Source organism: Pantoea sp. UBA5923 (assembly GCF_002431095.1).
Classification (GTDB): Bacteria; Pseudomonadota; Gammaproteobacteria; order Enterobacterales; family Enterobacteriaceae; genus Pantoea; species Pantoea piersonii.
In genome coordinates this window covers 107,244-128,623 of sequence record NZ_DJDN01000078.1, presented here as the reverse complement: position 1 = coordinate 128,623, position 21,380 = coordinate 107,244, and the positions used below count along the sequence as shown (strand labels likewise).

General features: G+C 57.7%; 18 protein-coding genes. 14 read left to right on the top strand and 4 right to left on the bottom strand.

All coding sequences use genetic code 11. The annotated features are described in order from the left end of the window. Positions 1 to 72: 72 nt before the first annotated feature. From tig to B3797_RS17900, 8 genes are all read left to right on the top strand, one after another. Positions 73 to 1,377 carry a trigger factor gene (tig, locus tag B3797_RS17935; protein ID WP_120451288.1) on the top strand — a complete coding sequence of 435 codons (1,305 nt, stop codon included), beginning with the start codon at positions 73 to 75 and terminating at the stop codon, positions 1,375 to 1,377. A 336-nt stretch (positions 1,378 to 1,713) separates the two neighbouring features. Then, positions 1,714 to 2,337, top strand: a complete 624-nt coding sequence (gene clpP, locus B3797_RS17930; RefSeq protein ID WP_033752709.1) for an ATP-dependent Clp endopeptidase proteolytic subunit ClpP — start codon at positions 1,714 to 1,716, stop codon at positions 2,335 to 2,337. A 127-nt stretch (positions 2,338 to 2,464) separates the two neighbouring features. After that, on the top strand, positions 2,465 to 3,736 hold the full coding sequence (gene clpX / locus B3797_RS17925; RefSeq protein ID WP_120451289.1) for an ATP-dependent protease ATP-binding subunit ClpX: 1,272 nt from the start codon (positions 2,465 to 2,467) through the stop codon (positions 3,734 to 3,736). A gap of 190 nt (positions 3,737 to 3,926) precedes the next feature. Then, positions 3,927 to 6,281: an endopeptidase La gene (gene lon / locus B3797_RS17920; protein ID WP_311791789.1), complete on the top strand. Its 2,355-nt coding sequence runs from the start codon at positions 3,927 to 3,929 to the stop codon at positions 6,279 to 6,281. Between the two features lie 214 nt (positions 6,282 to 6,495). Then, positions 6,496 to 6,771, top strand: coding sequence for a nucleoid-associated protein HU-beta (hupB, locus tag B3797_RS17915; RefSeq protein WP_120451291.1), 276 nt, complete (start codon positions 6,496 to 6,498; stop codon positions 6,769 to 6,771). Positions 6,772 to 7,017: 246 nt separating this feature from the next. Next, the gene (gene ppiD, locus B3797_RS17910) at positions 7,018 to 8,886 is read left to right on the top strand and encodes a peptidylprolyl isomerase (RefSeq protein WP_311791788.1); all 1,869 of its coding nucleotides are present in this window, start codon (positions 7,018 to 7,020) and stop codon (positions 8,884 to 8,886) included. A 139-nt stretch (positions 8,887 to 9,025) separates the two neighbouring features. Continuing rightward, a complete protein-coding gene (locus B3797_RS17905; protein WP_311791787.1) occupies positions 9,026 to 9,349 on the top strand; it encodes a ComEA family DNA-binding protein in 324 nt (107 codons plus the stop codon). Between the two features lie 102 nt (positions 9,350 to 9,451). Next, positions 9,452 to 9,850 carry a YbgC/FadM family acyl-CoA thioesterase gene (locus B3797_RS17900; RefSeq protein ID WP_311791786.1) on the top strand — a complete coding sequence of 133 codons (399 nt, stop codon included), beginning with the start codon at positions 9,452 to 9,454 and terminating at the stop codon, positions 9,848 to 9,850. A gap of 21 nt (positions 9,851 to 9,871) precedes the next feature. Here the strand turns inward: B3797_RS17900 and queC are convergent, their stop codons facing one another. Then, complete coding sequence (gene queC / locus B3797_RS17895) at positions 9,872 to 10,567, bottom strand: 7-cyano-7-deazaguanine synthase QueC (protein WP_311791785.1); 696 nt, start codon at positions 10,565 to 10,567, stop codon at positions 9,872 to 9,874. Positions 10,568 to 10,641: 74 nt separating this feature from the next. Beyond that, complete coding sequence (locus tag B3797_RS17890) at positions 10,642 to 12,324, bottom strand: SgrR family transcriptional regulator (RefSeq protein WP_311791784.1); 1,683 nt, start codon at positions 12,322 to 12,324, stop codon at positions 10,642 to 10,644. A 92-nt stretch (positions 12,325 to 12,416) separates the two neighbouring features. On the opposite strand from B3797_RS17890, the gene cof reads away from it, so the two are divergent. Further along, complete coding sequence (gene cof, locus B3797_RS17885) at positions 12,417 to 13,238, top strand: HMP-PP phosphatase (RefSeq protein WP_311782083.1); 822 nt, start codon at positions 12,417 to 12,419, stop codon at positions 13,236 to 13,238. A 34-nt stretch (positions 13,239 to 13,272) separates the two neighbouring features. Here cof and B3797_RS17880 read toward each other — a convergent pair whose 3' ends face one another. Next, the gene (locus B3797_RS17880) at positions 13,273 to 14,304 is read right to left on the bottom strand and encodes a PLP-dependent cysteine synthase family protein (protein WP_414693110.1); all 1,032 of its coding nucleotides are present in this window, start codon (positions 14,302 to 14,304) and stop codon (positions 13,273 to 13,275) included. A 115-nt stretch (positions 14,305 to 14,419) separates the two neighbouring features. On the opposite strand from B3797_RS17880, the gene B3797_RS17875 reads away from it, so the two are divergent. The 5 genes from B3797_RS17875 (at position 14,420) to amtB (ending at position 20,364) form a co-directional block, all read left to right on the top strand. Next, positions 14,420 to 14,881, top strand: a complete 462-nt coding sequence (locus B3797_RS17875) for an Lrp/AsnC family transcriptional regulator (RefSeq protein ID WP_120451298.1) — start codon at positions 14,420 to 14,422, stop codon at positions 14,879 to 14,881. A 23-nt stretch (positions 14,882 to 14,904) separates the two neighbouring features. Further along, positions 14,905 to 16,680 carry a SmdA family multidrug ABC transporter permease/ATP-binding protein gene (locus B3797_RS17870; RefSeq protein WP_311782082.1) on the top strand — a complete coding sequence of 592 codons (1,776 nt, stop codon included), beginning with the start codon at positions 14,905 to 14,907 and terminating at the stop codon, positions 16,678 to 16,680. Beyond that, positions 16,667 to 18,442 carry a SmdB family multidrug efflux ABC transporter permease/ATP-binding protein gene (locus B3797_RS17865; RefSeq protein WP_311791783.1) on the top strand — a complete coding sequence of 592 codons (1,776 nt, stop codon included), beginning with the start codon at positions 16,667 to 16,669 and terminating at the stop codon, positions 18,440 to 18,442. Before B3797_RS17870 ends, B3797_RS17865 begins: the two co-directional genes overlap by 14 nt. Positions 18,443 to 18,699: 257 nt before the next feature. After that, positions 18,700 to 19,038, top strand: a complete 339-nt coding sequence (gene glnK / locus B3797_RS17860; protein WP_033752690.1) for a P-II family nitrogen regulator — start codon at positions 18,700 to 18,702, stop codon at positions 19,036 to 19,038. 33 nt (positions 19,039 to 19,071) lie between these two features. Next, positions 19,072 to 20,364: an ammonium transporter AmtB gene (gene amtB / locus B3797_RS17855; protein ID WP_311791782.1), complete on the top strand. Its 1,293-nt coding sequence runs from the start codon at positions 19,072 to 19,074 to the stop codon at positions 20,362 to 20,364. A gap of 118 nt (positions 20,365 to 20,482) precedes the next feature. On the opposite strand, the gene tesB is transcribed toward amtB, so the two are convergent. After that, positions 20,483 to 21,346 carry an acyl-CoA thioesterase II gene (gene tesB, locus B3797_RS17850; protein WP_311782079.1) on the bottom strand — a complete coding sequence of 288 codons (864 nt, stop codon included), beginning with the start codon at positions 21,344 to 21,346 and terminating at the stop codon, positions 20,483 to 20,485. Positions 21,347 to 21,380: the final 34 nt, after the last annotated feature.

Below are 21,380 nucleotides of genomic sequence, written 5' to 3'. Positions count from 1 at the left end.
GTTGGATACGGCGCATTGCATAATGTGTGGTGTCTGAAGTTGACCGAGCACGCGATTTTTTGAGGTAACAAGATGACAGTTTCAGTAGAAACCACGCAGGGTCTGGGCCGTCGCATTACGATTACTGTCCCCGCTGACAGCATCGAAAGCGCAGTGAAGAAAGAACTGGTGGAAGTGGCGAAAAAAGTCCGTATCGATGGTTTCCGTAAAGGCAAAGTGCCGGCCAATATCATCGCACAGCGCTACGGCGCTTCTGTTCGTCAGGACGTGCTGGGCGAACTGATGACGCGCAACTTCGTTGACGCCATCATCAAAGAAAAAATCAACCCGGCTGGCGCGCCGAACTACGTGCCGGGCGAGTATAAAGAAGGCGAAGACTTCACCTACGCGGTCGAGTTCGAAGTCTACCCGGAAGTTGAACTGCAGGGTCTGGACAGCATCGAAGTAGAAAAACCGCTGGTGGAAGTGACCGAAGCTGACGTTGACGCCATGCTGGACACGCTGCGCAAGCAGCAGGCTAACTGGAAAGAGAGCGATGCGGCGGCTACGGCTGAAGATCGCGCTACCATCGACTTCACCGGTTCAGTCGACGGCGAAGAGTTCGAAGGCGGTAAAGCCTCTGACTTCGTGCTGGCGATGGGTCAGGGTCGCATGATCCCGGGCTTCGAAGAGGGCATCGTAGGTCATAAAGCTGGCGAAACCTTCACTATCGACGTGAAATTCCCGGAAGACTACCACGCGGAAAACCTGAAAGGTAAAGACGCGAAGTTTGACATCGTGCTGAAGAAAGTTGAAACGCGCGAACTGCCAGAGCTGACTGAAGATTTCATCAAGCGTTTCGGCGTGGAAGATGGTTCGGTTGAAGGTCTGCGTGCGGAAGTGCGTAAGAACATGGATCGCGAGCTGAAAGGCGCTATCCGCAACCGCGTGAAGACGCAGGCGATCGACGGTCTGGTGAAAGCCAACGAAATCGACGTGCCGGCTGCGCTGATCGACAGCGAAATCGACGTACTGCGTCGCCAGGCTGCACAGCGTTTCGGCGGCAACGAGAAGCAAGCGCTGGAACTGCCGCGTGAGCTGTTCGAAGAGCAGGCGAAACGCCGCGTTATCGTTGGTCTGCTGCTGGGCGAAGTGATCCGCACCCACGAGCTGAAAGCTGACGAAGCACGCGTTAACGCTCTGATCGAAGAGATGGCTTCTGCTTACGAAGATCCGCAGGAAGTGATCGAGTTCTACAGCAAGAACAACGAGCTGATGAACAACATGCGCAACGTTGCGCTGGAAGAGCAGGCGGTTGAAGCCGTTCTGGAAAAAGCGAAAGTAACTGAGAAAGCGACCAGCTTCCAGGAACTGATGAATCAGACTACTGCTGCCTGATCGCTGATTTAACCAGAAGTGCTGAGCCCGCGGCTGTGAAGTCGCGGGCTTTTTTGTTTTTCCGGCACTATCTTCTCTCTCTGGCCGCTAGTCGCTTAATAAACCGGCAAATTATTCACGTTGCGCTTTTTCCAGGTTAGCGAATAGAGAAAAGGTTGTTATGCTTGAAACAGCAGGGCAGTATCCCCAGATTGAGGGAGTATGCAGAAGAGAGTTAGACTGGCTGATTAACCGTCCTTGAAGGTGTCGGAAACGAAGCTGAGCTGCGCAGAGCAGGCTCGCTTCAGATAAAATCGGTACAGAATGTTGCCAATGAACTATATCCAGGAGACGGTAATGTCATACAGTGGCGATCGTGAATTTACTGCGCCGCGCAATGCGCTGGTGCCCATGGTGGTTGAACAGACTTCGCGCGGCGAGCGTTCCTACGACATCTATTCCCGCCTGCTGAAAGAGCGCGTCATCTTCCTGACCGGTCAGGTTGAAGATCACATGGCCAATCTGATCGTGGCGCAAATGCTGTTTCTGGAAGCGGAAAACCCAGAGAAAGATATCTATCTCTATATTAACTCCCCCGGCGGCGTCATCACCGCGGGCATGTCGATCTACGACACCATGAAGTTTATCAAGCCTGACGTCAGCACGATTTGTATGGGCCAGGCCTGCTCAATGGGCGCGTTCCTGCTGACCGCGGGCACGAAAGGCAAACGCTTCTGCCTGCCGAACTCGCGCGTGATGATCCACCAGCCGCTGGGCGGCTATCAGGGCCAGGCGACCGACATTGAGATTCATGCGAAAGAGATCCTGAAAGTGAAACAGCGCATGAACGAGCTGATGGCGGAGCACACCGGCAAGTCGCTAGAAGAAATTGAGCGCGATACCGAGCGCGACCGTTTCCTCTCGGCGAGTGAAGCGGTAGAGTATGGTTTAGTCGACTCCGTCCTGACACATCGCGAATAAGACTCATCTGCCCGTTTCCTTACGCTATAGTTACTGGGAAACGGGTTTGAGTTGAATGAATATTGGCCGTGTTCACACGGCCTGCGCCGTACGCCAGTATGGCCTGAGAACAAGAAGAGGTTAACTGATGACAGATAAGCGCAAAGACGGTTCAGGGAAGTTGCTGTACTGCTCTTTTTGCGGCAAAAGCCAGCATGAAGTGCGTAAGCTGATTGCCGGGCCGTCAGTGTATATCTGCGACGAATGTGTCGATCTGTGCAATGACATCATTCGCGAAGAGATTAAAGAAGTTGCCCCGCATCGCGAACGTAGCGCGCTGCCTACGCCGCACGAAATCCGCCATCACCTCGATGATTATGTTATCGGCCAGGAAAAGGCGAAAAAAGTGCTGGCGGTTGCGGTGTACAACCACTACAAACGCCTGCGCAACGGCGATACCAGCAACGGTATTGAGCTGGGCAAAAGCAACATTCTGCTGATTGGTCCTACCGGTAGCGGTAAAACGCTTCTGGCGGAGACGCTGGCGCGCCTGCTGGATGTGCCTTTCACCATGGCCGACGCCACCACGCTGACTGAAGCGGGCTATGTGGGCGAAGACGTGGAAAACATCATCCAGAAGCTGCTGCAGAAGTGCGACTACGACGTGCAGAAAGCGCAGCGCGGCATCGTCTATATCGATGAGATCGATAAAATCTCGCGCAAATCGGACAACCCGTCCATTACGCGCGACGTCTCCGGTGAAGGCGTGCAGCAGGCGCTGCTGAAGCTGATCGAAGGGACCGTGGCAGCGGTTCCGCCGCAGGGCGGCCGTAAGCATCCGCAGCAGGAGTTTTTACAGGTTGATACCTCGAAAATTCTGTTTATCTGCGGCGGCGCATTCGCTGGCCTGGACAAAGTGATTTCCCAGCGCGTAGAAACCGGCTCCGGCATCGGCTTTGGCGCCACGGTAAAAGGCAAGTCGCAAAAAGCGACCGAAGGCGAGCTGCTTTCTCAGGTAGAGCCTGAAGATTTGATCAAATTCGGCCTGATCCCAGAGTTTATCGGCCGTCTGCCGGTAGTCGCGACGCTCAACGAGCTGAGCGAAGAGGCGCTGATTCAGATCCTGCGCGAACCGAAGAACGCCCTGACCAAACAGTACCAGGCGTTGTTCAACCTGGAAGGCGTCGAGCTGGAGTTCCGCGACGAAGCGCTGACCGCCATCGCTAAAAAAGCGATGTCGCGTAAGACCGGCGCGCGCGGCCTGCGCTCTATCGTCGAAGGCGCGCTGCTGGAAACCATGTATGACCTGCCTTCCATGGAAGACGTGGAGAAAGTGGTGATTGACGAGTCGGTGATCGAAGGCCAGTCAGAGCCAATGCTGATCTACGGTAAGCATGAAGCTCAGGCTTCTGGCGAATAATTCGCCACCGCAAGAGCATTGATATTATTAAAAAAGGGGAAAATTCTTTCCCCTTTTGTTTTTCTCGCTCTCATGACGTTGAATGTCGAACGATCATCCCCATATACTCATAATCCTGTGGGTTTAACTGCACATTCCCTGCATTATGCGGTGCCCATCACCTGGCGGACACTAACTAAGAGAGAGCTCTATGAATCCTGAGCGTTCTGAACGCATTGAAATCCCCGTGTTGCCATTGCGCGACGTGGTGGTTTATCCGCACATGGTAATTCCGTTGTTTGTTGGTCGGGAAAAATCGATTCGTTGCCTCGAAGCGGCGATGGATCATGACAAGAAGATCATGCTGGTTGCCCAGAAAGAGGCGTCAACGGATGAACCTGGCATTAACGATCTCTTCTCTGTAGGGACCGTAGCCTCTGTATTGCAGATGCTGAAACTGCCTGACGGCACCGTCAAAGTTTTAGTAGAAGGCCTGCAGCGCGCGCATATCACTACCCTGGCGGATAATGGCGACCATTTTACCGCGCAGGCGGAATACCTGATCTCGCCGGAAATCGAAGAGCGCGAACAGGAAGTGCTGGTACGTACGGCGATCAATCAGTTTGAAGGCTATATCAAGCTGAATAAGAAGATCCCGCCGGAAGTGCTGACCTCGCTGAACAATATCGACGATGCGGCGCGTCTGGCCGACACCGTTGCTGCGCATATGCCGCTGAAATTAGCCGATAAGCAGTCAGTGCTGGAGATGTCGGACGTGAACGAGCGTCTGGAATATCTCATGGCGATGATGGAGTCGGAAATCGATCTGCTGCAGGTTGAGAAACGCATTCGCAACCGCGTGAAAAAGCAGATGGAGAAGAGCCAGCGCGAATATTATCTGAATGAGCAGATGAAGGCGATTCAGAAAGAGCTGGGCGAAATGGACGACGTGCCGGACGAGTATGAAGCCCTGAAGCGCAAAATCGACGCGGCGAAAATGCCGGCCGAAGCGCGTGAAAAAGCTGAAGCCGAGCTGCAGAAATTAAAAATGATGTCGCCGATGTCCGCCGAAGCGACGGTGGTACGCGGCTATATCGACTGGATGGTTCAGGTACCGTGGAACGCGCGCAGCAAGGTCAAGAAAGACCTGCGCAAAGCCCAGGAGACGCTGGATACCGACCACTACGGTCTGGAGCGCGTTAAAGACCGCATCCTTGAATATCTCGCCGTACAGAGCCGCGTCAGCAAAATCAAAGGCCCGATCCTCTGTCTGGTGGGACCGCCGGGCGTGGGTAAAACCTCACTGGGTCAGTCTATCGCTAAGGCGACCGGCCGTAAGTATGTGCGTATGGCGCTGGGCGGCGTGCGTGACGAAGCGGAAATTCGCGGACACCGTCGGACTTACATCGGCTCTATGCCGGGCAAACTGATCCAGAAAATGGCGAAGGTCGGCGTGAAAAACCCGCTGTTCCTGCTGGATGAGATCGACAAAATGTCATCCGACATGCGCGGCGATCCCGCTTCTGCGCTGCTGGAAGTGCTCGATCCTGAGCAGAACATCGCGTTTAACGATCACTACCTCGAAGTGGATTACGATCTCTCCGATGTGATGTTCGTCGCGACCTCTAACTCCATGAACATTCCGGCGCCGCTGCTGGATCGTATGGAGGTGATCCGCCTCTCTGGCTATACCGAGGATGAGAAGCTCAATATCGCTAAGCAGCATCTGCTGCCGAAGCAGATTGAGCGTAACGCCCTGAAAGAGAGCGAAATCACGGTCGAAGACAGCGCGATTATCGGCATTATTCGCTACTACACCCGCGAAGCGGGCGTGCGTAGCCTGGAGCGCGAACTGTCGAAGCTGTGCCGTAAAGCGGTAAAAGCGCTGCTGCTGAATAAAGAGCAGAAGCACATCACCATCAACGGCGACAACCTGAAGGATTACCTGGGCGTCCAGCGTTTCGACTATGGCCGCGCCGACAGCGAAAACCGCGTTGGTCAGGTGACTGGCCTGGCCTGGACGGAAGTGGGCGGCGATCTGCTGACCATCGAAACCGCCTGCGTACCGGGTAAAGGCAAGCTGACCTATACCGGCTCGCTCGGCGAAGTCATGCAGGAGTCGATTCAGGCGGCGCTGACCGTAGTACGTGCGCGCGCTGAAAAGCTGGGCATCAACGGCGACTTCTACGAGAAGCGCGACATCCACGTTCACGTGCCGGAAGGCGCGACGCCGAAGGATGGCCCGAGCGCCGGTATCGCGATGTGTACCGCGCTGGTTTCCTGTCTGACCGGCAATCCGGTGCGTTCCGACGTGGCGATGACCGGCGAGATCACGCTGCGCGGTCAGGTGCTGCCGATCGGCGGTCTGAAAGAGAAGCTGCTGGCGGCCCATCGAGGTGGCATTAAAGTGGTGCTGATCCCGGACGATAATAAACGCGATCTGGAAGAAATTCCGGCCAACGTTATTGCCGATCTGGAGATCCATCCGGTGAAGCGTATCGAAGAAGTATTAGGTCTTGCACTGGAAAACGCCCCTTACGGCATGCAGGTTGCTACCGCAAAATAGTGATTAGCGACATAAAGCATTAAAAAGCGAAGCTGGCAGGCCAATGAGCGCTTGCCAGCTTTTTTTAGTGCCGTTAATTTAGGGGGCTGCGGAAACAGCGATTAAGATGAATTCCGTTGTTTCGGCTCAACAGGCTTGATATAACGTGCTGCGCATTCGTATCCGGCAGGACGCGCGGATGTGAAGTGAAATAATAAAAGAGGGGATGAAGAGAGTGAATAAGTCACAGTTGATCGACAAAATTGCTGCAGACGCTGACATTTCTAAAGCAGCAGCGGGACGTGTTTTGGAAGCATTCACCAGTTCTGTTTCCGACGCGCTGAAAGGCGGCGACGAAGTAGCTCTGGTAGGCTTTGGCACTTTCTCCGTACGCGAGCGTGCCGCACGTACCGGCCGTAACCCGCAGACCGGCAAAGAGATCACCATTGCCGCAGGTAAAGTGCCGGGCTTCCGCGCCGGTAAAGCGCTGAAAGACGCTGTCAACGCATGACAACGCACCCGTCCACAGAAGCATTTTCTTCCGTGGACTAGAGGACGGTTCATGCGTTCTCATGTAACATACGGGCACATCAAATTTGATGTGCCTTTTTTATTCGGATCCGGGGATAAATCGCTGTAAGACTTGTCTCTACAGGAGTAAAGCTGCCAGGCTAAACGGCAGTTGCGTAACGGCCTTTATCCGACAGGCGTTGCGCCCGAGATTTACATCCACACTACAGCGGAGCGTTGTCATACCATGATGGACAATTTACGCGCGGCGTCGAATCATGTCGTGCTCAAGGTTATTTTGGGGTTGATTATTCTCTCCTTCGTGCTGACCGGCGTTGGCAACTACCTTATCGGCGGCGGCAGCGATTACGCCGCTAAAGTCAACGGACAGGAAATCAGCCGCGCGCAGTTAGATCAGGCGTTCAACAGCGAGCGCAGCCGCCAGCAGCAAATGCTGGGCGATCAGTTCTCTCAGCTTGCTGGCAACGACGGTTTCATGCAGCAGATGCGTCAGCAGGCGCTGTCGCAGCTGGTAGACCAGGCGCTGCTCGATCAGTACATCAACGATCTCCATATCAATATCAGCGACGATCAGGTGAAGCAGGCGATCTTCGCGCAGCAGGCGTTTCAGACCAACGGTAAATTCGATAACGCCAAATATAATGGCCTGCTCAGCAGCATGGGCTTTACCGCCGATCGCTATGCGGAAGCGCTGCGCAAGCAGCTGGCGACCCAGCAGCTGATCAACGCCGTCGCGAATACCGACTTTATGCTGAAAGATGAAACCAGCAAGCTGGTCGATCTGGTATCGCAGAAGCGCGACATTCGTCAGGCGACAATCGACGTCAATGCGCTGGCGGCAAAGCAAACCGCGACCGACGACGAAGTTTCGCAGTATTACCAGCAGCATAAAAACAACTTTATGGCGCCGGAGCAGTTTCGCGTCAGCTATATCAAAATGGATGCCGCCAGCATGCAGACGAACGTCAGTGATGCGGAGATTCAGAGCTGGTACGATCAGCATAAAGCGGACTACACCCAGCCGCAGCGCAATCGCTACAGCGTCATCCAGACCAAAACCGAAGCGGACGCCAGCGCTGTGCTGGAACAGCTGAAGGGCGGTGCGGATTTTGCCGCGCTGGCGAAAAGCAAATCGATCGATCCTATCTCCGCGCGCAAAGGCGGCGATATGGGCTGGCTGGAGCCTGCCACGACCCCGGATGAGCTGAAAAATGCCGGTCTGACGCAAAAAGGGCAGCTTTCCGGCGTGATTAAATCGTCGGTCGGCTTCCTGGTGGTGCGCCTGGACGATATCCAGCCGGAGCAGATCAAGCCGCTGGCTGAAGTGCGCGACGCCGTGGCCAGTAAAGCGAAGCAGGAGAAAGCGGTCGACGCCTTCTACCAGCAGCAGCAGAAGGTGAGCGAAGCGGCGAGCAACGACAATGAGTCTCTTGCTGGCGCTGCGCAGGCTTCAGGCTTGAAAGTAGTTGAAACCGGCTGGTTCAGCCACGACAGCGTGCCGCAGGAACTGAACTTCGACGCGGTGAAAAACGCCGTGTTTAACGGCGGCCTGCTCGGCCAGAATGGCGCGCCCGGCAATAACTCCGACGTTATCACCGTGGATGGCGATCGTGCATTTGTGCTGCGCATTAGCGAGCACAAGCCTGAGGCGATCAAACCGCTGGAAGAGGTCAAAGCGCAGATCGCCGACACGCTGAAGCATGATAAAGCCGAACAGCAGGCGAAAGCCCAGGCGGATAAGCTGCTGGCCGATCTCAAGGCGGGCAAACAGGACGCGCTGAGCGCGGCCGGGCTGACGCTGAGCGCCAGCAAAACTGTCGATCGCAACAGTCAGGATCCGGTAGCGCAGACCGCCTTTAATCTGCCGCAGCCCGTTAGCGGTAAAACCTCCTGGGGCGTCAGCGAAGATATGCAGGGCAATGTTGTGCTGGTGGCGCTGGATAAGGTCAGCAGCGGCACGCTGCCGCAGGAGCAGGTTGACGAAATGGTCAGGGGCGTGACGCAGAACAACGCGCAGCTGGCATTCGAAGCGCTGCTCGCTAACCTGCGTAAAGAAGCCAAAATCAAATACGGCGCCGCTGCGCAAATGCAGTAACGCTCGCAAAAATTTGTTTTGCAGTGAAAATCAAAAAGGCCGCTTGCGCGGCCTTTTCCATAGGTAGATATTGCCTTTTGCCGCTTCCCGCCCTCTCTGTCACGCTCTCCCTGCTGTTAAACACAAGGAGAAACAGAGCATGTCTAAATCAATGTTGTCAGCACTTTACTTAACCTTAGCGCTTGGCGGTGCCCTTTATCATCCCGGCCTGATGGCGGCGGAAACCGCAACCGAAACGCCGGTCGCGCAGGCGGCCGGACCACAGATCGAGCAAATCAGCATCAACGAGGCGACAGCTGAACAGCTGTCGGCGGCGATGAACGGCGTGGGGCTGAAAAAGGCGCAGGCGATCGTCAGCTACCGCGAGCAGTACGGCCCCTTTACCGCTATTGAACAGTTAAAAGAGGTGCCGGGCATTGGCAATGCGCTGATTGAACGGAACGCTGAACGGCTGAAACTGTGAGCTGAGGCGCAACCCTGACGCTTTTGCCGCACTGCAAAAGGAGTTTTGCTACGCTAAAGAGGTCATACCAGTTTAGCCCTTTTGCGACAGGAGATGTCAGGCATGCAGACCACTATTAAAGTTCGCGGCTACCACCTTGATGTGTATCAGCACGTCAACAACGCGCGCTATCTGGAGTTTCTCGAAGAGGCGCGCTGGCAGTGGCTCGAGGAGGCCGGGGCGTTTACCTGGCTGCAAGAGCAGCAGCTGGCGTTCGTAGTGGTGAACATTAATATCAACTACCGTCGCCCGGCTGTGCTGGGCGACGTTCTGGCTATTTACAGTGAAATCACGCAGCTGAACGGCAAAAGCGGCATTATCACCCAGCGCGTGATGCTGGAGGGCAGCGAGACCCTGGTGGCGGATGCAGCGCTTACCTTTGTCTGCATCGATCTGCGCACGCAGAAAGCGGTGGCGCTGGAGAGCGAACTGCGCGCGCGGCTGGAGGCTTTCTCAGCCTGATTAACCGCGCGGCGCGCAGCCTCAGGCTAAACCGCTTTTGCTTTTCATCGCCGCCGTCACGCCGTCGCGGTCGGCGAGATAGTCGTTCAGACCGCGAGCGCGCAGATGGCAGGCGGCGCATTCGCCGCAACCGTCGCCCTTCACGCCGTTATAGCAGGTCAGCGTCTCTTCACGTACCAGCGTCAGGCTCTGCCAGTAATCGGCCAGCGCCCAGGTCTCGGCTTTGTTAAGCCACATCAGCGGGGTTTCAAAACGCACGTCGCGCGCCATGCCCAGCGCAACCGCATGGTTCAGCGCTTTGACAAACTCATCGCGGCAGTCGGGATAGCCGGAGAAATCGGTTTCGCACACGCCGGTAATGACGGCCTCCGCCTCTACCTGATACGCGTAAACCGAGGCGAGGGTCAGGAACAGAATATTGCGTCCCGGCACAAAGGTGCTTGGCAGGCCGCTGGCGGCGGGATCGTAAGAGGGGACCGGAATATTGTCGCGGGTCAGGCTGCTCACCGCCAGCTCGTTCAGCAGAGTGACGTCGAGCACTTTATGGGCGCGCGCGCCCAGCTTCAGTGCCAGCGCGCGGGCAACGTCAATCTCTTCGCGGTGACGCTGACCATAGTCGAACGTGACGCAGTGCACTTCGTCATACTGCTGCAGCGCCTGAATCAGGCAGGTAGTGGAGTCTTGTCCACCGCTAAACACGACTACGGCTCGTTTCATTATATTGTCCTGGTCGAAAATTTTGCGCCTATGGTAATAACTCTCCGGGCCGCTGAACAGCCTGAAACGATACTTCACATCGCCAGCGGCGGGGGAACCCAGGCGCGGCTGAAATCGAACCAGCCCAGAGTATTAAGCTGAATGCCCTCTACGCCAGGCGGCGCGAAGATTTGATAGCGGTAGTTGAACAGCGGCAGCAACAGGCCGTCGCACATCAGATGATGGTAAAGCTGGTGCAGCGCGTCGCTGCGCGCATCGCCGTCGGCCAGCTGCTGTATCGACAAAAGTTCCTGCCGAAGGCGGCTGCTGATATCGGCGGGCCACAATCGGTCAAGCTCCAGCCAGCTCGCCAGGGTAAAGATCGGCGCGTCGCCAATCAGCCGATCACCCATAACCAGATCGGCCTGCTCCAGATCCTCAAAGCGTCGCCAGCTTTTGACGTCGTGAAAGATAATGGTCAGCTCACAGCCTTCCGCCAGCAACAGCTGACGCAGCGCCTGCGCCATCTCATGCAGCTCCACCGGCAGCTGGTAGTGCAGGGTCAGACGCGGCGGCAGATCCGGCGCTTCATCTTCAACAGGCGGCACCGGCCAGCCCGGCAGCAGCTCTTTGCTTGGCGTAATCAATCCCTCTTCCAGCGGCAGCTGCGCAACGATGCCGCTTTGCTGCAGCAGACGGAACAGACGACGCGCCTGCGCCGGGCTGAAGCCCGCGCGCGGACGACAGGCAAGATAACAAAAGCCCAGGCTAATGCTGCGACTGACCGGACGCAGCGACGCCAGATCCGCCGCGTCGCCGATGGCGATCTGCACCGGATGACGACAGCTGGTGCCTAGCGCGCGATCGAACAGCGTCGGCGTAATCCAGTACTCCACCGCCTGCATCAGCGGCAACTGCAGGTGCCAGCGCGCGTGACTCTCAATACGTACCAGCTCCGGCGTAAAGTGCGCCAGCTTCCAGGGGCCGCTGCCAAGGCGCGGCTGCTGCGGATGCGGCAACAGGCAGAGCTGATGCGCCAGCCGGTAGGGCAGCCAGTAATCGCTGCTGCTCAGCTGAAAACGCAGCGCCAGCGGGTGCGGCGCGTCTACGCTTTCAACATCCGCCAGCAGGCGCCGCGCGCGTTCGTCCTGCAGGATGCGCTGAAACTGCTCGACCAGCTGCGCGGCCTGGAGCGGCTCGTCGTTATGCCAGAACAGCCGAGGACGCAGCCAGAAAAGCCAGACGCGTCCCTCATCGGCGTGCTGCCAGTGGTGGGCCAGATCGCCTACCGGCTCATCCGCTTCAAAACGCGTCACGCCGGAAAAGAGCTGGCGCGCCAGATGCTGCTCGGCGCGCCCGCTGATTTGCAGCGGCGCGACCGACTCCAGCGGGCGGTAGTAGGGGATGCGCAGCACCGGCGCGTCGTTTTGCCACTGACCGCCCATTAGCGGACGCAGCAGGCTCATCAGCCGCTCCGGCGCCATATCCAGCACCTGCAGCGCTTCTGCGGCGTTGCCCGCCTGCAGTTGCGTCTGCAACAGCTGCTGTCGCAGCTGCTCCGGCGTGCGCAGAAAGGTCAGCAAGCCAAGCTTGCCGCGCCCTGATTCGCCCTGCCAGCGCAGCCAGCCCGCATGCTGCCACTGCGACAGCAGGGTGCGCAGATGGCGATCGCTGCAAAAGCAGCGGCTGGCCATCTCGGCCACGCAGGTTTGCTGGGGCAAGCCCTGGCTGTGCTGCCACAGGCGCTGGAACTGGTTAAGGCGATTAAGCTGGCGCATAGGAAACCCGGAACAGTTTTCGAAAAGTATTCACTATTAGTTCCGGGATTACCAGGTGATAGTCTCTTCTGACTTATTAACGGGAGAGAGCCATGGCGCGACTAGCCGCATTCGATATGGACGGCACGCTGCTGCTGCCCAGCCACCAGTTGGGTCAGCAGACGCTCGCCAGCCTGCTGGCGCTGCATCAGCGTGACGTGCATCTGGCGTTCGCCACCGGACGTCACCTGCTGGAGATGCAGATCCTGCGCCAGCGCATCACGCTGCCCGCATGGCTGATTACCGGCAACGGCACGCGCGTTCACGATCTGGAGGGTAAGGTGCTGTTTGCCAGCGATCTCTCGCCTTCGGTAGCGGAAGAGGTGCTGCACAGCCGCTGGGAGAGCGCTGCGACGGTACACGTTTTCAATGATGAGGGCTGGTTTACCGACGTGCCTGTGCCGCAGCTGCTGCAGGCGCACTCAATGAGCGGCTTTGGCTATCAGCTGCGCGACCTGAAAAGCTTTCCCGCGCATGAAGTCACCAAGATTTGCTTTGTCGATAATCATGACGCGCTTTGCCAGCTGAAAACGCAGCTGGATGCGGCGATCGGCGACCGCGCGCATATCTGTTTTTCGGCGCTGGATTGCCTGGAGGTTTTGCCGCTCAACTGCAACAAAGGCAGCGCGCTGGCGATGTTATGCCAGCATCTCTCGCTGACGCTGGCGGAGTGCATGGCCTTCGGCGACGCCATGAACGACCGCGAAATGCTGTCGCTGGTGGGCAAAGGTTTTGTTATGGGCAACGCCATGAGTCAGCTCAAATCCGCGCTGCCCCATTTGCCGGTTATCGGCCATTGCGAGACACAGGCGGTGTCTCACTATTTAAATCACTGGATGGCCACGCCGCACCTCGCGTATTCCCCCGAATGCTGAGGATTACAGTGAAGCGGACAGGGAGTCCGCTATTTTATTCCAGCTCGCGCTGCCAGCCGCTGATATCACCAAACTGCCGCGCCACCCAGCTTTCATCGTAATAGCTGTCGGGATAGCGTTCGCCGCTGTCACACATCAGCGTTACCAGCGCGCCCTGTTCGCCTTTGGCGCGCATCCGTTTCGCCACCTGCATCATGCCCCAGAAGTTGGTGCCGGTTGAGGCGCCAGGCTTGCGGCCGATAATCTGCGCCAGCTTCAGCATTGCCGCCAGCGTCGCGCCGTCAGGAACCTTCATCATTTCGTCAATCACGTCCGGCATAAAAGAGGGCTCGACGCGCGGGCGGCCGATGCCTTCAATCTGGCTGCCGCGCGCGCTGCGCAGCGCCGCATCGCGGCTGTGCCAGTAATCAAAGAATACCGAATGCTCAGGATCGACCACCAGCAGTTGAGTGGCAAAGCCCTGATAGCGGATATAGCGTCCCAAAGTCGCCGAGGTGCCGCCGGTTCCTGCGCCCATAATAAGCGTGTGCGGCACCGGAAAGGGTTCGAGCGCCATCTGACGGAAAATACTCTCGGCGATGTTATTATTGCCGCGCCAGTCGGTGGCGCGTTCGGCGTAGGTGAACTGATCCATAAAATGGCCGTTCAGCTCGCGCGCCAGCTGCATCGAGGCGCTGTAAAGCTCGCAGGGATCGGTGACAAAATGACACTGACCGCCGTAGAACGCGATCTGTTCGATTTTGCGCTTCGCGGTGCTCGCCGGCATCACGGCGATAAAAGGCAGGCCGAGCAGCTGGGCGAAATAGGCTTCCGACACCGCCGTGCTGCCGGATGAAGCCTCAATCACCGGCCTGTTCTCTTTAATCCAGCCGTTCGCCAGCCCATAGAGAAACAGCGAGCGCGCCAGGCGATGTTTCAGGCTGCCGCTGGGATGGGTGCTCTCATCTTTCAGATAGAAGGCGATGCCGGGATAATCCGCCAGGCGGAAGCGAATCAGGTGAGTTTCAGCAGAGCGTTGAAAGTCCGCGTTGATCTCATTAATGGCGTGGCGAGTCCAGTTACTCATGATGCTAGTCCGGCAAAAAAGATGCGCTGATTGTAAGGCACTGGCAGGAAAAAGAGTTGGCTTTATTCCGGCTATAATGGCGTCAATGGAGAAAAATTTTCTCCCGGAGAGACAAATGTTAGATAAAACTGACCGTCATTTACTGGATCTGCTACAGCGGGACTGCACGCTGTCGCTACAGGCGCTGGCGGATGCCGTTAACCTCACCACCACGCCGTGCTGGAAGCGACTGAAAAAGCTGGAGGATGACGGTATTATCCGCGCGCGCGTCGCGCTGCTGGATGCGGAGAAGCTCGGCCTGTCGCTTACGGCCTTTATGTTTGTAAAAACGCAGCAGCACAGTCGCGAATGGTATCAGCGCTTCGTCACGGCGGTGCAGGAGATGCCTGAGGTGCTGGCGTTCTACCGTACGGCGGGCGAATACGACTACCTGCTGCGTATTCAGGTGGCGGATATGAAACGTTACGATGAATTCTACAAGCGTCTGGTTAACAGCGTGCCGGGCCTGATTGATGTCACCTCCAGCTTCGCCATGGAGGAGATTAAATACACCACGGCGTTACCCGTTGCCCCCTGAGGCAAAAGAAAGAGAAGAGCGTAGTGCGATTATTCAGCCAGTTAAGTTGGTATTTTATTCGCGAGTGGCGACGCTATCTGGGCGCGGTCACTCTTCTGATTATCATCGCTATCCTGCAGCTGCTGCCGCCGCATCTGGTAGGCGTTATCGTCGATGGCGTCACGCATAGCAGCATGAGCGCGCGCACCATTATGATGTGGATCGGCGTGATGCTGGTTACCGCCGTGGCGACCTATCTGCTGCGCTATGTCTGGCGCGTGCTGTTGTTCGGCGCCTCCTACCAGCTTGCCGTGGAACTGCGCGAAGATTTTTACCGTCAGCTCAGCCGCCAGCACCCGGCTTTTTATCTGCGCCATCGCACCGGCGATCTTATCGCGCGCGCCACTAATGATGTGGATCGCGTGGTTTTTGCCGCCGGTGAAGGGGTGCTGACGCTGGTGGATTCGCTGGTCATGGGCTGCGTAGTGCTGCTGGTGATGAGCCTGCAGATTAGCTGGCAGCTGACGCTGCTGTCGCTGGTGCCGATGCCGATTATGGCGCTGTTTATTCATCGCTACGGCAACCAGTTGCACGACCGCTTTAAGCTGGCGCAGGCGGCTTTTTCCAGCCTTAACGATCAGACCCAGGAGAGCCTGACCAGCATCCGCATGATTAAGGCTTTTGGCCTGGAGTCGCACCAGTCCGAACAGTTTTCCGCGATTGCCCGCGATACCGGCGAGAAAAACCTGCGCGTGGCGCGCGTCGATGCCCGCTTCGACCCCACCATCTATATCGCTATCGGCTTCTCGAACCTGCTGGCGATCGGCGGCGGCAGCTGGATGGTATGGCACGATCGGCTGACGCTTGGCCAGCTTACCAGCTTTGTTATGTATCTTGGCCTGATGATCTGGCCGATGCTGGCGCTGGCGTGGATGTTTAATATTGTCGAGCGCGGCAGCGCCGCCTGGAGCCGCATCGGCGCGCTGCTGGCGGAAGCGCCCGCCGTGGAAGATGGCGAGCAGGTTCCGCCTGCGAACCCTGGCGTACTCAAGGCGGCGATCCGCGAGTTTCGCTATCCGGCCAGCGTCGCGCCGGTGCTGCGCAACCTCAGCTTTGAGCTGAAACCTGGCCAGATGCTCGGCCTGTGCGGCCCGACCGGCAGCGGCAAAAGCACGCTGCTCAGCCTGCTGCAGCGCCATTTCGATATTGAACAGGGTGAGATCCGCTATCACAACATTCCGCTGACGCAGCTGCGCATCGACAGCTGGCGCAGCCGCCTGGCGGTGGTCAGCCAGACGCCGTTCCTCTTCTCCGACAGCGTGGCTAGCAATATCGCGCTGGGCAGGCCCGAAGCCAGTCAGGAAGAGATAGAGCGCGCGGCGAAGCTGGCCTGCGTGCACGAGGATATTTTGCGACTGCCGCAGGGGTACGATACCGAAGTGGGCGAGCGCGGCGTAATGCTTTCCGGCGGCCAGAAGCAGCGTATCTCTATCGCGCGCGCGCTGTTGCTCGACGCGGAGATCCTGATCCTCGACGATGCCCTGTCGGCGGTCGATGGCCGTACCGAACATGACATCCTGCATAACCTGCGCCGCTGGGGGCAGGGCCGCACCCTGATCATCAGCGCGCATCGTCTGTCGGCGCTGGCGGAGGCGAGTGAAATTCTGGTGCTGCAACAGGGCGCGGTCGCCCAGCGCGGGGATCACGATGCGCTGGCGGCGCAGCCGGGATGGTATCGCGATATGTATCGCTATCAGCAGCTTGAGGCGGCGCTGGATGAGGATGAATCAGCAAAAGGAGCGCCCGATGGCGAAGTCTAAACGCTTATGGCCGACGCTGAAGCGGCTGCTTGCCTATGGTAAACCGTGGCGCCGGTCGCTGGGCCTCGCGGTCGGCATGCTCTGGATCGCCGCCGCGGCCGAGGTGACCGGCCCTGTGCTGGTCAGCTATTTTATCGACAACCTGGTGGCGAAACACCGGATGCCCTGGGGCATCGTTGCCGGGCTGGTGGTGAGTTTTATTCTGCTGCAGCTGCTGGCGGCAGGACTGCACTATTTTCAGGCTTTGCTGTTCAACCGCGCGGCGATCGGCGTGGTACAGCGGCTGCGCAGCGACGTTATGGACGCGGCGCTGCGTCAGCCGCTCAGCGCCTTCGATACCCAGCCGGTCGGGCAGATTATTTCACGCGTTACCAACGACACCGAGGTGATTAAAGATCTCTACGTTACCGTGGTGGCGACGGTACTGCGCAGCGCAGCGCTGATCGGCGCGATGATGGTGGCGATGTTCAGCCTTGACTGGCGCATGGCGCTGGTGGCAATGGTAATCTTCCCGCTGGTGCTGACGGTGATGTTGATTTACCAGCGCTACAGCACGCCGATTGCGCGCCGCGTACGCAGCTATCTGGCAGATATCAATAACGGTTTTAACGAAGTGATCAACGGCATGAGCGTGATCCAGCAGTTTCGTCAGCAGGCGCGCTTCGGCGAGCGCATGAACGAAGCCAGTCGTTCGCACTATCTGGCGCGTATGCAGACGCTGCGGCTGGACGGTTTTCTGCTGCGCCCGCTGCTTAGCCTCTTTTCCGCGCTGATCCTCTGCGGTCTGCTGATGCTGTTCAGCTTCTCCTCGCCGGGCATATTTGAGGTCGGCGTGCTCTATGCCTTTATTACCTACCTTGGCCGTCTCAACGAACCGCTGATCGAACTGACGACGCAGCAGTCAATGCTGCAGCAGGCGGTGGTGTCGGGCGAGCGCATTTTCGAGCTGATGGACGCGACGCAGCAGCATTACGGCGATGACGATCGTCCGCTGAGCTCAGGCCGTATCTCGCTGCGTCATCTGAGCTTCGCCTATCGCGCCGATCGCGACGTGCTGAGCGATATCAACCTTGAAGTGCCGGCGCGCAGCTTTGTCGCGCTGGTAGGACATACCGGCAGCGGAAAAAGTACTCTCGCCAGCCTTTTAATGGGTTATTACCCGGCGACACGCGGTGAAATAAGACTGGATGATCGTCCCGTCAGCCAGCTCAGCCACCGGACCCTGCGTCGCGGTATTGCTATGGTGCAGCAGGATCCTGTGGTGCTGGCAGACAGCTTGCTGGCTAACGTGCGCCTCGGCCGCGATATCAGCGAAGAGGCGGTCTGGCAGGCGCTGGAGCAGGTGCAGCTCGCCTCGCTGGCACGCGATATGCCTGACGGCATTCATACGCGTTTAGGCGAGCAGGGCAATAATCTGTCGGTGGGGCAGAAGCAACTGCTGGCGCTGGCGCGCGTGCTGGTGGAGATGCCGCAGATCCTTATTCTCGACGAGGCGACCGCCAATATCGACTCCGGCACCGAGCAGGCGATTCAGCAGACCCTGAGCGCGCTGCGCCAGCACACCACGCTGGTGGTCATCGCCCATCGTCTGTCGACCATTACCGAGGCCGATACCATTCTGGTGCTGCATCGCGGTCAGGTGGTGGAGCAGGGCGATCACGCCGGGCTGCTGGCGCGTCAGGGGCGATACTGGCAAATGTACCAGCTACAGCAGGCGGGCGATGAACTGGTGTCGGGCACAGCCGTCGCCTCCGTCGAGTAAATTGCACCTTTTTTGCGCGCATTTATCAGAATGTTCCGTATCGCTGCACTTCTTTGAGGCCCGAAGCACCAAAGAAGTGCAACCCTGTCGCTATCCCGCTTCGCTTTTCTTCTCCGGTTCTTTTTTCCTGCCGCGTTAAGCCATGCTGCGCTGCATTCAGGGCGCACTGCGCGCGCTTTTTCATTCCTGGCACAGCCTTTGCTTCTGTCTCTGCACGTCTGAGGCGACTCACTTGTCTACTACCCGGAGGGGATGTAATGAAGCTGGTTACCGTAGTCATCAAACCATTCAAACTGGAGGATGTGCGCGAAGCACTCTCCTCTATCGGCATTCAGGGGCTGACCGTATCTGAGGTTAAAGGATTTGGACGTCAGAAGGGCCATGCAGAGCTTTATCGCGGCGCTGAATACAGCGTGAACTTTCTGCCCAAGGTCAAGATTGATGTCGCCATTGCCGACGACCAGCTCGACGAAGTGGTGGATGTGATCAGCAAAGCGGCCTACACCGGCAAGATCGGTGATGGCAAAATTTTTGTCGCTGAGCTTCAGCGCGTTATTCGTATTCGCACCGGTGAAACCGACGAAGCTGCGCTCTGATTTCGGCTACGTAATCTGATGGGATGGAAAAAAATGAATAAAGCACTCACCTTGTTGGGCCTCATCAGCCTGGCCCTGTTGCCCTCGCTGGCGATGGCTGCGCCCGCGCCGGCGGTTGCAGATAAGGCCGACAACGCGTTTATGATGATTTGCACCGCGCTGGTGCTGTTTATGACGGTTCCAGGGATCGCACTCTTTTACGGCGGCCTGATCCGCGGCAAAAACGTCCTCTCTATGCTGACGCAGGTCGCAGTGACCTTTGCGTTAGTCTGCGTGCTGTGGATTGTGTATGGCTATTCGCTGGCGTTCAGCGAAGGCAACGCCTTTTTCGGCAGCTTCCAGTGGGCGATGTTGAAAAACATCGAGCTGAAGGCGGTTATGGGTACCTTCTATCAGTATATCCACGTCGCATTTCAGGCGTCGTTCGCCTGCATTACCGTGGGACTGATCGTTGGCGCTATCGCCGAGCGTATTCGCTTCTCCGCCGTACTGATTTTTGTCGGCGTCTGGGTCACTCTGGCTTATCTGCCTATTGCACATATGGTCTGGGCGGGCGGCTTCCTGGCGCAGGATGGCGCGCTGGACTTTGCGGGCGGTACGGTCGTGCATATTAACGCCGCTATCGCCGGTCTGGTGGGCGCCTATCTGGTAGGCAAGCGCGCAGGCTTCGGCAAAGAGGCATTTAAACCGCATAACCTGCCGATGGTCTTTACTGGTACGGCGATCCTTTACGTGGGCTGGTTTGGCTTTAACGCCGGTTCGGCCTCTGCCGCTAACGAGATCGCCGCGCTGGCTTTCCTGAACACCGTAGTAGCGACCGCAGGCGCGGTGCTCTCCTGGACCTTCGGCGAGTGGGCGGTGCGCGGCAAACCCTCACTGCTGGGCGCCTGTTCAGGCTTTATCGCCGGTCTGGTCGCCATTACCCCAGCCTGTGGCTATGTAGGCGTCGGCGGGGCGTTGATTATCGGCCTGGTGGGCGGTCTGGCAGGGCTGTGGGGCGTAACCTCGCTGAAGAAAATGCTGCGCGTGGACGATCCCTGTGACGTCTTCGGCGTACACGGCGTGTGCGGCATCATTGGCTGTATTCTGACCGGCGTATTCGCCTCCTCTTCGCTGGGCGGCGTTGGGTATGCGGAAGGGGTCACCATGGGACATCAGGTATGGGTGCAGCTCTACAGCGTCGCCATTACTATCGTCTGGTCTGCGGTGGTCGCCTTTATCGGCTTTAAGCTGGCGGATATGATCGTGGGTCTGCGCGTGCCGGAAGAGCAGGAGCGCGAAGGTCTCGATGTAAACAGCCACGGCGAAAACGCTTACAACCAGTAAGCCGGGGCAAAGAAGAGCAGTGCGCAACATACTATAAAATGACAAGGGGCGACTATTCGCCCCTTATTTTTTGCCCGTCGCCGGGCCAGCCCGCTGCGTTTTTCAGCGCCCGAATAAGTTATTCGCTGCGCTGGCGCATCACCCCTTCCTGCACCGTCGAGGCGACCAGCACCCCCTGTTGGTTATAGAACTCGCCGCGCACAAAACCGCGCGCGCCGGAGGCGGAGGTGCTTACCACGCTATAGAGCAGCCAGTCGCTGAAGTTAAACGGGCGATGAAACCACATCGAATGATCGATAGTGGCGACCTGCATATCTGGCTCAAGAAAGCCCTTGCCGTGCGGCTGAAGCGCCACCGGCAGGAAGTTTAAATCGGAGGCGTAGCCCAGCAGATACTGATGGATGCGCAGATCAGCAGGCAAGCCGCCGTTGGCGCGGATCCAGACCTGACGCACCGGCTCGTCGACGCGGCCTTTAAGCGGATTGTGGATTTGCACCGGCCGAATCTCCAGCGGGCGCTCGGCAATAAATTTTTCACGCACCTTTTCTGGCAGCAGATGCGCCATCTTTTGCGCCAGATCCTGCTCCGACACCAGCGTTTCCGGGCCGGGTACCGCGGGCATCTCATTCTGATGCTCGAAACCGCTCTCCGGCGCCTGAAAAGAGGCGGTCATATAGAAAATAGGCTGACCGTTCTGAATCGCACTGACGCGCCGCGCGCTGAAGCTTTTGCCATCGCGCAGCGTTTCTACGTCGTAAATAATGCTTTTCTTGCTGTCGCCCGGCCGTAAGAAGTAGCTGTGGAAAGAGTGGATAATACGCTCTTCCGGCACCGTCTGTTTCGCCGCGTAGAGCGCCTGGCCGACCACCTGACCGCCAAAGACCTGACGCAGTCCTAAGTCTTCGCTCTGGCCGCGAAAGAGGCCCTCTTCCAGCTTTTCCAGATTTAATAAATTCAGCAGATTTTCCAGCGCCTGGCTCATAGTGCAATCCTCACAAAGTTAACCGGCTCAGTGT